Here is an 11,434-nt window from a genome sequence, read left to right on the forward strand (position 1 = left end):
GAGTCCGGTCTATGAGCAACAAACAAAAACTCGAACTCACCTGGATTGGCAAGGATATTCGGCCAAAACTGGAACCGCGTATTTTGTTGGGTGATCCGGAGAAAAGTTATCACGCGAAGCACCGTGTCACTAGCACAGACTCTTTCGACAACCAGCTGATCTTTGGTGACAACCTGTTGGCATTGAGGGCCTTGGAGCAGGATTACGCTGGCAAGGTGAAGTGCGTATTCATCGATCCGCCGTACAACACGGGCAGTGCATTCGCGCATTACGACGATGGCGTGGAGCATTCGATCTGGTTGTCGCTGATGCGCGACCGGCTGGAGATCATTCGGCGGCTGCTTTCCGAGGATGGTTCGCTGTGGATCACGATTGACGACAATGAGGCGCACTACCTCAAGGTGTTGTGCGATGAGGTGTTTGGGCGTGCGAATTTCGTAGCGAATGTGGTGTGGCAAAAGAAATACGCAGTTGCCAACGACCACAAGACAATTGCACCTATGCACGATCATCTACTGGTTTATCGCAAGACCGAAAGCTGGAAGAGGAACCTAATTCCACGAACAGAAGAGAAGGATCGGCAGTACAAATACGAAGATGAGAAAGGAGTCTTCCGACCGGACAATTACACGTGTAGCAAATCTGTAGAGGAGCGGCCAAACCTTTATTACGCAATCATGCAACCCAATACCGGCGAGGAAATCTGGCCGAGTAAAACGCGCGTTTGGTCGTACTCGAAAGATGAACATCTGCGGCATGTGGCTGAAGGCTTCATCTACTGGGGTAAGGATGGGCTTGGTAAAACCCCTTCATTCAAACGATACAAGCATTTGCTGCGCAATCAAGGCGTAGTGCCGCAAACGCTTTGGTCTCATGAATACGCAAGTCATACTGATGCAGCGAGAAAAGAGGTGCGCGCTGTATTAGGCAGTTCTTCACTAGCGGACGATTTCATAACGCCAAAGCCCGAGGGGCTGATTCAACGTGTAATGGAAATCGGATCGAATCCTGGCGACCTCGTCCTAGACTCCTTCGCCGGCTCTGGCACCACCGGTGCGGTCGCCCACAAAATGGGCCGCCGCTGGATCATGATCGAATTGGGCGAGCACTGTCACACGCATATTATTCCGCGCCTGAAAAAAGTCATTGACGGCGAAGATCAGGGCGGCATCAGCCAGGCGGTGAACTGGCAAGGCGGCGGCGGTTTCCGCTACTACCGGCTAGCCCCCAGTCTGTTGCAGCAAGACCGCTGGGGCCAGTGGGTCAGCAACAAGGAATACAACGCCGAGATGCTTGCGGCGGCGATCTGCAAGCTGGAAGGCTTCACCTACGCGCCCAGCGATGCCCACTACTGGCAGCACGGCACCAGCACCGAAAACGACTTCATCTACGTTACGACGCAGACGCTCAATGCCGACCAGCTACAGGCCCTGAGTGACGAGGTGGGCGAAGGGCGCAGCCTGCTGGTGTGCTGCGCGGCGTATCGGGGATCTGCGGATCGTTTCCCCAACCTGACGCTTAAGAAGATTCCGAAGATGGTCTTGAGCAAGTGCGAATGGGGCCACGACGACTACAGCCTGAATGTTGAAAATCTGCCGATGCAGCAGAAGCCGAAAGCTATGCCGCCGCGTCAGGGTGGTTTGTTCAGCAACGGGGAGGAACAAGCATGACTCACAGCTACCCCGGCTCGCGTTGGTGGAAGTTCGACTTTCACAACCACACGCCTGCATCGCTGGACTACAGGGGCGACAAAGCGATCACGCCACGCCAGTGGCTGCAAGACTACCTGGACAAGGGCATTCAGTGCATTGTCGTTACTGATCACAATACCGGTGGCTGGATCGACAAGCTGAAAACCGAACTGGAGACACTGAAACAGCAAGACCCGGCAGCATGGGGAACGATGACGATCTTCCCCGGCATGGAGTTGTCATGCAACGGTGGCGTGCATCTGAAGGCGATACTTGACCCGGCAAAGGGCGCCTCGGACATTGATGCCATTCGTGGCAGCGTTGGCTACATGGGCACACCGGGAGATAGTGATGGCGTGACCAGCCAAAGCGTTGAACAGGTCATCCGCTCAATCCATGCATCTGGCGGTGTCGCGTGTGCTGCCCACGTCGATCAACCGAAAGGTCTGCTGATTTCGTTGACGGACAACAACACACTTCAGCCGATATTTAAGCTGCTGGATGCGGTAGAGGTCATTGATCCGGCCGCAGCCTGTTTGCAGCCCCATGCTGTTGCCTTGGCCGACATGGCCTTCGTGCTTGGATCTGACAGCCACCAGCCGAGAGACATTGGCCGGGGCTTCACATGGGTGAAGATGTCGGCGCCTTCTATCGAGGGCTTAAAGCTGGCGCTGCTTGACCCGGCCTCTGCGGTGCGTCGCAGCGACGAATGCGTCGATTATCCGCAGCAGCTTGGGCATCCGAAGATCAAGAGCATCACGGTTGAGAAGCTGCGCCTGCGCCAGAAAGACCCGCTGACGATTCATTTCAACCCCAGCTACAACGCTTTGATTGGTGGCCGGGGTAGCGGCAAGTCCACCATACTGGAATGTCTGCGCTTGGGGTTGGCACGAGAAAACGAACTGCTGACGGGGCGCTCTGACGGCGCGTTGAAGCAATCCTTTGAGAACTTCAGGAAAGAAAAGACGAGCCGCCATCAGCCGGGCATGATGCTCCACGATTCCCGTATCACCGTTGAAGTCTCCAAGGGGCAGGGCGATCTGGAGGAACGGTTCGAGTACTGCTGGGCAAAAGGTGTCGATGGCAAGTTTGCGGTGTCGGTGCAGCGCTGGGACAGTGTCGCTTGGCAGGCTACGCAACTGACCGAAGAGCACGCGCGTACCAACTTTCCCGTAAAGATATTTAGCCAAAAGCAGATTTTGGCGTTGGCCGATAACCCGCAGCATCTGATCCAGTACATCGACGATGTGCTGGGCAGCAGCAAGGAGGCTTGGGAACAAGACTTCGCCGTCAAGCGCGAGGCCTTGAACGTGGCGAGAAAACGCGTCCGCACGCTGGAGGCCGACATTGCGCAGAAACCCGCCATTGAGCTTCAGTACAAGGAGGCATCGCGCAAGGCCAAGGTTTTTGCGTCATCTAACTTTGGCGATGCCCTCAAGGCATATCAGCGTGCAGGCAAGCAGCAGCGGACGGTAGAAGGCTTCTTCAGACAACTTGGCGAGGATGTACAGTCACTGCAAACCAGCGCCGCGGAAGCCGCAAACCTGAAAAACCTGGCGCTTACCGATTTCGAGGCCACGACTCATGCTGAACAAGAGGAGAAGCTGGCGACGGAAGCACTGACGCAAAAGCTGGCTGGTAACTTTGACCAGATCACGGCCTTGGTTGCCAGCATGCAGGCAGATCTTGCGGCGGCGCAGGTAGCCAGTGGCGCGAGCGCGTGGCATCAAGAAAACAAAGTGCATCTGGATGAGTACGCACGCATCGTGGCGGAACTCAAATCCCAAGGCATCACCAATGCCGAAGATGCTTCGCATGCCGTGGCCCTTGAGGAAAAGCTAAAGAAGCAGCTGGAGCAGCTCAATGCTATCAGCGCCGAACTTGAGCAAGCGAGGCAAGCCATTGTTGACGCGCAGGCGGCATTGCACCAGGAGCGCCAAGTATTGACGACGCTCAGGCAGGTCTTCCTCGATCAAGTGCTGGTGAATGTTCCTGCCTTGAAGATCACGTTGAATACCATGGCGGACGCAGAAGCCGGCGCCACCAGTCTGCGCGAGATTTTTCGCATTGAAACCGAGGGCACTTTTGCCCGGGAAATTTACGGCGAGACCGACGATGACCCACCCAAGCCGTGCGGCATGGTGTGGGATTTGGTGAATCCGGCCTTGGCTTCGCCCGTGCCCGAGCGGTTGCAGGAGATCAAGCAGTCGCTTGAAGAGATGAACGAGCAGGTGCTGAACACGAGGCTGCACGGCAAGTTCGTCAAGAAGCTGAAGGACATGAAGCCGGAGATTGCTTCAGTGGTCTTCGATGAATTGGCGGCATGGTTTCCGGAGGATGCCGTTGATCTTCAGTACAAACGTGATGCCGCCAGTTCTTTTCAGAGCTTGCAGCAGGCATCGGCGGGCCAGAAGACTGCCGCGATCCTGTCGTTCCTGCTGGCGCATGGCAGCGAGCCGCTGCTGATGGATCAGCCAGAGGATGACTTGGATAACGCGCTTGTTTCCGATTTGGTGGTCAAGCAGCTGCGCGACAACAAGAGCCGCCGCCAACTGATTGTTATCACCCATAACGCCAACATCGTCGTAAACGGTGATGCTGAGCTGGTGATGCCCATGGAATTTGCGGGCGGTCAGATCGTAAACAGCGCGGCGGGTGGACTACAGGAGAGGTCTGTGAGGAAGAAGGTTTGCGAAATCATGGAAGGCGGCGAGAAGGCCTTCGAGCAACGCTACAAACGAATTCTGAAAGACATGGAGCGCACAGCATGAGCCGAGAAAAAATCGTGCGCACTGTGGCTGGTCGCCTGAGCTTGCGCAAGCCGCAAACCGTTAGCCTGGAGCGGCTTCACACCGCGCTGGAGACAGTGCCCGCATTGCGCGACTCGAAAGCCCGTTCAGCCGGGGAACTGAAAGCCATGCAGGAAGCGCTGATGGCTGAGTTTCCGAAGTTGACGGACTTCGAGCGTGACTTTCCCTCCTTGTGTTTCGCGTTGGCAACGGGTGTCGGCAAGACGCGTCTGATGGGAGCTTTCATCAGTTATCTGCATGCGGCTTATGGCTACAAGCACTTCTTTGTGCTGGCACCCAACCTGACGATCTACGACAAGCTGATCCGCGACTTCAGCGATACAACGGGGCCGAAATACGTATTCAAGGGTATTTCAGACTTCGCCGCTGCCACGCCAGAGGTGATTACCGGTGAAACCTATGAGCAACGCGGCGACTTAGTTTCCCAAGCAATTGATGCGCCTGTTCAGATCAATATCTTCAACATCTCGAAGATCAATTCTGAGGTTCGCGGCGGCAAGGCGCCGAAGATCAAGCGGCTTTCCGAGTACCTTGGTCAGAGTTATTTCGAATACCTGGCTGAACTGCCCGATCTGGTCCTCATCATGGACGAGTCGCACCGTTACCGTGCCAGTGCAGGCATCCGGGCGTTGAACGAGCTGAGGCCATTGCTGGGCCTTGAGCTGACGGCAACACCCTTTACCGAAGGGGCGAAAGGCCCAGTGCCCTTTAAAAACGTGGTGATGGATTACCCGTTGGCGCTCGCCATCGAGGACGGCTTCGTCAAAGAACCCGCCGTGGTGACTCAGCAGAACTTCAACCCGGCCGATCACAGTGCGGAGCAGTTGGAGCGTATCAAGCTCATGGACGGCATCCGTGTTCATGAGGAAACCAAGGTGCATCTGCTGACCTACGCCGAGCAGAGCGGGCAGAAACCGGTGAAGCCATTCATGCTGGTGATTGCCCGTGATACCACGCATGCCGGCGTGCTCTTGGGAACGCTGGAGAATTTGTTCGACGGACAGTACAAGGGCAAGGTGATTCAGGTCGACAGCAGCAGGACCGGCGCCGAAGAAGACAAGATGATTCGCGATCTGCTTGAGGTCGAGAGTTACAGTAGCCCCACCGAGATTGTGATTCACGTCAATATGCTGAAAGAAGGCTGGGACGTAACGAACCTCTACACCATCGTGCCACTGCGCGCTGCCAACGCGCAAACCCTAATTCAGCAGTCCATCGGGCGCGGCTTGCGTCTGCCCTATGGCCGAAAGACCGGGGTTGAGGTGGTGGATCGCCTGAACATCATCGCGCACGATAGGTTCAAGGAGGTCATCGACGAGGCAGGCAAGGGCGACTCGCCGATCCGCTTGAAGGAATTGAGGCTGGAGCCAACCGACAACAATGGAAGTCGGTTGACCAGTCTTTCAGTGCCATCCAATACAGCCGTGATGCTGGGTATTTCTGACGTGAAAGGCTCCGGCGCCGATGGCGCCGCAGTGGTTTCCGCCGGTTATAAACAGGGCACTGGTGATTCCGCTCAATCGCTATCGGTGGTTTTCACGGGCGAGGAACGCAGAATTGCCATGGTGGCAATGGATGCGGTCGCGGAGCTGGGCAAAGACCGGGGCCTTGTCCCCACCAGCACGGCATTGAGCACGGCCAGTGTCCAAGATAGGCTGACCCAACTGGTCATGGAGCGACTGGTGCCGCAGCAAGGCGGGCTGCTGGACGCTATGGCCTCCAATGCCGAAGCCGTGGCCGAAGTGGTGAAAAAGTCGGTTGAGGTTTTTATCGACCAGACCATCGACATTCCGCGCATCACCGTTGTACCCATTGGGCCGGTGAAGGGTGGCTACCGCAGTTTCACACTTGATGTGTCGCGCATGAACTATCAGGCGACCGACCAGCAGTTATTGTCACAAGGCCTGCAATCGGGACGTCAACTGACCTACGGCGAGGCTGCCGTGATCGAAGAAACCCGGCTTGAGGACTACATCGTCCGTGAACTGATCAACTACGACGACGTGTCTTATGACGACCATGCCGATCTGATCTACGAGCTGGCGGGTCAGGCGGTGGCGCACTTTCTCCGCAGGCAGCCTGACGAATCGGCCGTGCACAACATCTTGGGCAACCATGGACGTGCCATCGCGGAGAGCATCCATCTCCAGATGGCCAGGCACTATGAAGAAGATTCGGCCGGTTCGGAGGTAATCGTCAGCCAGGGCTTCATGCCGCTGAAGCCTTGTGCCTTTACTGCCAAGGACGATGTGAAGCCTCTGCACTGGGCGCCTGATGATAAACGGACCATCGGTCAGTACGTTTATGGCGGCTTCCAACGCTGCGCGTATCCCTTCCAGAAGTTTCACTCGGACACAGAGCGTATCCTGGCAACGGTGCTGGAGCGCGAGGCCCGCCGCTGGTTCCGTCCCGTTTCCGGTCAGTTCAGCATTTACTACCGATCAGGCGTGAACCAGCCTGAATACATCCCGGATTTCGTGGTGGCTTTGGACGACATCACACTAATGATCGAAACGAAGAAGGCCAAGGAAGTTGCCGAAGCACAGGAGTCCGAGACGGAGGTGAAGGCCAAAGCCGATCAGGCGGTGATCTGGTGCAAGAACGCATCGGACTATGCAGCTAAGGTCGGTGGAAAATCTTGGGTTTACCTATTGATACCGCATGATGCGGTGGCCCCAAACATGACAATTTCCGCGCTTCGCTCGCGCTACGAAGTTAAATAAAACTGAGCCGCAACGAAGTGCAGGAGCAGAACATCCAGCGTATCGACAAGCCGCTGGATCAGTTTGCCAAGCTGCTGGTCGCCGCCAGAACCCCAAGGTGGCCGCCGCGGCCTGAGACCCGCGCCCCCCTCGGGAGGCGCTAAGCCTCGCTGCTTGCCACCGGATGCGCGGTACCGTCCGGATCCATGCTCTCGATGCGGACGGTGTAGCCCCACAGGCGGGCGAGATGACGCAGCATTTCCGGCGCCGATTCGCCCAGCGGCCGGCGATCGTGCATGTAATGGCGCAGCGTCAGTGAACGGTCGCCGAAGACATCGACCTGGTAGGCCTGGATGTTGGGCTCGCGGTTGCCCAGATTGTACTGGTCGGCAAGCAGTTGTCGCACGGTGCGATAGCCAGCGTCGTCGTGAATCGCGGTGACTTCCAGCTTGTCCTCGTTATCGTCGTCCACCAGCGCGAACAGCTTGAGGTCGCGAATCAGCTTGGGTGAAAGGTATTGCGCGATGAAGCTTTCGTCCTTGAAATTGCGCATGGCGAAGTCGAGCGTCTTCACCCAGTCGCTGCCGGCCAGATCCGGGAACCAGCGGCGGTCCTCTTCAGTCGGGTGTTCGCAGATGCGGCGCAGGTCGGTGAACATGGCGAAACCCAGCGCGTAGGGGTTGATGCCGCTGTAGTGGCGGCTGTTGTAGGGCGGTTGGTAGACCACGTTGGTGTGCGACTGCAGGAACTCCATCATGAAGCCGTCGGTGAGTTTGCCTTCCTCGTACAGGTGGTTCAGCAGGGTGTAATGCCAGAAGGTGGCCCAGCCTTCGTTCATGACCTGGGTCTGGCGCTGCGGGTAGAAATACTGCGCGATCTTGCGCACGATGCGCACGATCTCGCGCTGCCAGGGCTCCAGGCGCGGGGCGTTCTTCTCGATGAAATAGAGCAGGTTTTCCTGCGGCTCGGCCGGGAAGCGGCGCACCTGTTTTTCCACTTCGGCCACCGCTTTCACCGGCACGGTGCGCCACAGGTCGTTGACCTGGGATTGCAGGTAGGCCTCGCGTTCCAGCTGGCGTGCCTGCTCCTTGCCCATGGACAGTTTGGTCGGCCGCTTGTAGCGATCCACGCCGTGATTCATCAGCGCGTGGCAGGAGTCGAGAATCTCTTCCACGGCTTCATCGCCGTGACGCTGCTCGCACTCGGCGATGAAATGACGGGCGAACACGAGGTAGTCGAGAATGCCCTCGGCGTCGGTCCAGGTGCGGAACAGGTAATTGCCCTTGAAGAAGGAGTTGTGGCCATAGGCGGCATGGGCGATCACCAGCGCCTGCATGGTCAGGGTGTTTTCTTCCATCAGGTAGGCGATGCAAGGGCTGGAATTGATGACGATCTCGTAGGCCAGGCCCATCTGCCCGCGCTGGTAGCCCTTCTGGGTGGAGAGGAATTGCTTGCCGTACGACCAGTGGTGATAGCCCACCGGCATGCCGACCGAGGAATAGGCGTCGATCATCTGTTCGGAGGTGATGACCTCGATCTGGTTGGGGTAGGTGTCGAGGCCGTAATGGGCGGCGACGCGGGCGATCTCGTGGTCGTATTGATCGAGCAGCTCGAAGGTCCATTCCGAACCTTCCGAGATCGGCTGGCGTGGGCTGACGGGCGGGGCCGCGTTCTCCATTTCGGTTTCCATTTCAAGCCACCTTCTTCCTGAACAGTTCACGAAACACCGGATAGATGTCTTCCAGCGTGAGGATGCGCTGCATGGCGAAGCGCGGGCTCGCCGCTTTCACCCGTTCATACTCGTGCCACAGGCTTTGCGGCACTTCGGCCTCGATTTCCACGTAGGCGAAGTACTGCGTCAGCGGGAGGATGCTTTGCAGCAGCAGCTCGCGGCAGCGCGGCGAATCGTCTTCCCAGTTGTCGCCGTCCGAAGCCTGGGCGGCGTAGATGTTCCAGCTCGCGCTCGGATAGCGTTCGAGGATGATGTCCTTCATCAGTTCGAGGGCGCTGGACACCACGGTGCCTCCGCTTTCCCGCGAGTTGAAGAACTCTTCCTCGTCGACTTCCTTGGCCACGGTATGGTGACGGATGAACACCACGTCGATGCGTTCGTAGCTCTTGGTGAGGAAAAGATAGAGCAGCATGAAAAAACGCTTGGCGATGTTCTTGCGGTCGGCGTCCATCGAACCCGACACGTCCAGCAGGCAGAACATCACCGCCTGGCTGCTGGGCGTCGGCTGGTCGACCCGGTTGGCGTAGCGCAGGTCCCAGGTGTCGAGGAAGGGCACGGCCGCAACGCGGGACTTGAGCGCCGCGATCTCCTCGCGCAGCGTCTCAGCCTCGTCGCTGGCACCGAGGCCGCGGGCGACGAGCGCTTCGAGCGCTTCCTCGGCTTCGCGCAGCGCTTCGCGGGGGCCAGCGGCCATGGCGAGCCGGCGGCCGATGGCATGCTTCATCGAACGCACCACGTGCAGATTGGACGGGTTGCCCTGGCTGACGAAGCCCGCGCGCGCGCGTTTGACCTCGGGCACGGCGGCAAGCTGCTTCTTCACCAGATCGGGCAGCGCCAGATCCTGGAAGAAGAAATCCATGAATTCTTCCTTCGACAGCTCGAACACGAAGTCGTCCATGCTCTCGCCCTGCGGCCCGCCGCCACTGCCGCTACCTTTCCCCTCGCCGCCTTCGGGGCGGTCCACCCGGTCGCCGCTGACGAACTCGCGGTTGCCGGGCAGCACGATGTTGCGGCGGCCGCCGGAGCCGTGGTGGAAGACCGGCTCGGACATGTCCTTGGAAGGAATGGAAATCTTTTCCCCGCGCTCCAGATCGGTCACCTTGCGGCCGGACACGACCTCCGCCGCAGCCTTGCGGATCTGCGTCTTGAAGCGGCGCAGAAAGCGTTGCCGGTTGACGGCGCTGCGGTTCTTGCCGGAGAGGCGGCGGTCGACGAGCTGGCTCATGGGTGGCGCTCCTTGGCCGGGTGGGGGTGGGAATGGGGCGCGGAAATCCCCCCTAACCCCCCTTTTTCAAAGGGGGGGATACCCAGGTGGGAGAGGGGCGTGGCAATTCCTTCTGTCCCCGCTTTTTTCAAGGAGGGGATACCCAGACAGCCCCCATCGCGGGGTTTCTCCCCCCTTTGAAAAAGGGGGGCTGGGGGGGATTTGCGGTGCGGTGACATCACCAATACCCCATCGCGCCCGTTACGACGCCTTCCTCGCACGCAGATACCATTCGGCCAGCAGGCGCACCTGCTTGTCGGTGTAGCCCTTGGTGACCATGCGCTGGACGAAGTCGTGATGCTTCTTCTGTTCCTCGCTGGAGGCCTTAGTATTGAACGAGATGACCGGCAGCAAATCCTCGGTGCTGGAGAACATGCGTTTTTCGATGACTGCGCGCAGCTTCTCATAGCTGGTCCAGGTCGGGTTCTTGCCGTGGTTCTGGGCGCGGGCGCGCAGCACGAAGTTGACCACCTCGTTGCGGAAGTCCTTCGGGTTGGCGATGCCGGCGGGCTTCTCGATTTTTTCCAGTTCGGCATTGAGCTGGGTGCGGTCGAGGATCTCGCCGGTGTCGGGATCGCGGAACTCCTGATCCTGGATCCACATGTCGGCGTAGGTCACGTAACGGTCGAAAATGTTCTGGCCGTATTCCGAATACGATTCCAAGTAGGCGGTCTGCAGTTCCTTTTCGATGTACTCCGAGTAGTGCGGCGACAGGTATTCCTTGAGGTAGGCCACATAGCGCTGCTCGGCCTCGGGCGGCAACTGTTCCTGCTCGATCTGCTGCTCCAGCACGTAGAGCAGGTGCACCGGGTTGGCCGCGATCTCGCTGTGATCGAAGTTGAATACCTTGGACAGGATCTTGAAGGCGAAGCGGGTCGAGATGCCGGTCATGCCCTCGTCGACACCGGCGAAATCGCGGTATTCCTGGTAGCTCTTGGCCTTGGGATCGGTGTCCTTGAGGTTTTCGCCGTCGTAGATGCGCATCTTGGAGTAGATGCTGGAGTTCTCCGGCTCCTTGAGCCGGGTCAGGATCGCAAACTGCGCCAGCATCTCCAGCGTGCCTGGCGCGCATGGCGATTCCGACAGCGAGCTGTGCTGCAGCAGTTTCTGGTAGATCTTCACCTCTTCGGATACGCGCAGGCAGTACGGCACCTTGACGATGTAGATGCGGTCGAGGAAAGCCTCGTTGTTCTTGTTGTTGCGGAAAGTCGTCCACTCCGACTCGTTGCTGTGGG

The 11,434-nt window shown here is 58.3% G+C and carries 6 protein-coding genes; 3 read left to right on the forward strand and 3 right to left on the reverse strand.

Annotated elements, in window-relative coordinates; genetic code table 11:
• The first annotated feature begins 11 nt into the window (after positions 1–11).
• The 3 genes from IV098_RS09330 to IV098_RS09340 are packed head-to-tail and all read left to right on the forward strand — an operon-like array spanning position 12 to position 7,224.
• A complete protein-coding gene (locus IV098_RS09330; protein ID WP_296888399.1) occupies positions 12–1,670 on the forward strand; it encodes a site-specific DNA-methyltransferase in 1,659 nt (552 codons plus the stop codon).
• On the forward strand, positions 1,667–4,462 hold the full coding sequence (locus IV098_RS09335; protein WP_296888400.1) for a TrlF family AAA-like ATPase: 2,796 nt from the start codon (positions 1,667–1,669) through the stop codon (positions 4,460–4,462). Before IV098_RS09330 ends, IV098_RS09335 begins: the two co-directional genes overlap by 4 nt.
• Positions 4,459–7,224, forward strand: a complete 2,766-nt coding sequence (locus tag IV098_RS09340; protein WP_296888402.1) for a DEAD/DEAH box helicase family protein — start codon at positions 4,459–4,461, stop codon at positions 7,222–7,224. Before IV098_RS09335 ends, IV098_RS09340 begins: the two co-directional genes overlap by 4 nt.
• Positions 7,225–7,363: 139 nt before the next feature.
• Here the strand turns inward: IV098_RS09340 and IV098_RS09345 are convergent, their stop codons facing one another.
• The 3 genes from IV098_RS09345 to IV098_RS09355 form a co-directional block, all read right to left on the reverse strand.
• On the reverse strand, positions 7,364–8,893 hold the full coding sequence (locus IV098_RS09345) for a SpoVR family protein (protein ID WP_296888404.1): 1,530 nt from the start codon (positions 8,891–8,893) through the stop codon (positions 7,364–7,366).
• Between the two features lies 1 nt (position 8,894).
• Positions 8,895–10,160 carry a YeaH/YhbH family protein gene (locus tag IV098_RS09350; protein ID WP_296888406.1) on the reverse strand — a complete coding sequence of 422 codons (1,266 nt, stop codon included), beginning with the start codon at positions 10,158–10,160 and terminating at the stop codon, positions 8,895–8,897.
• 240 nt (positions 10,161–10,400) lie between these two features.
• Positions 10,401–11,434 (reverse strand): PrkA family serine protein kinase (locus IV098_RS09355; protein WP_296888408.1); only part of this gene is annotated, 1,034 nt, incomplete at its 5' end.

The organism is Thiobacillus sp., from assembly GCF_018780105.1.
Lineage (GTDB): Bacteria > Pseudomonadota > Gammaproteobacteria > Burkholderiales > Thiobacillaceae > Thiobacillus.

What these genes read in the sequence shown, in the direction of transcription:
- IV098_RS09335 (WP_296888400.1), top strand. Translation starts at nt 1,667, where the DNA reads ATGACTCACAGCTACCCCGGCTCGCGTTGGTGGAAGTTCGACTTTCAC.
- IV098_RS09330 (WP_296888399.1), top strand. Translation starts at nt 12, where the DNA reads ATGAGCAACAAACAAAAACTCGAACTCACCTGGATTGGCAAGGATATT.
- IV098_RS09345 (WP_296888404.1), bottom strand. Translation starts at nt 8,893, where the DNA reads ATGGAAACCGAAATGGAGAACGCGGCCCCGCCCGTCAGCCCACGCCAG.
- IV098_RS09350 (WP_296888406.1), bottom strand. Translation starts at nt 10,160, where the DNA reads ATGAGCCAGCTCGTCGACCGCCGCCTCTCCGGCAAGAACCGCAGCGCC.
- IV098_RS09340 (WP_296888402.1), top strand. Translation starts at nt 4,459, where the DNA reads ATGAGCCGAGAAAAAATCGTGCGCACTGTGGCTGGTCGCCTGAGCTTG.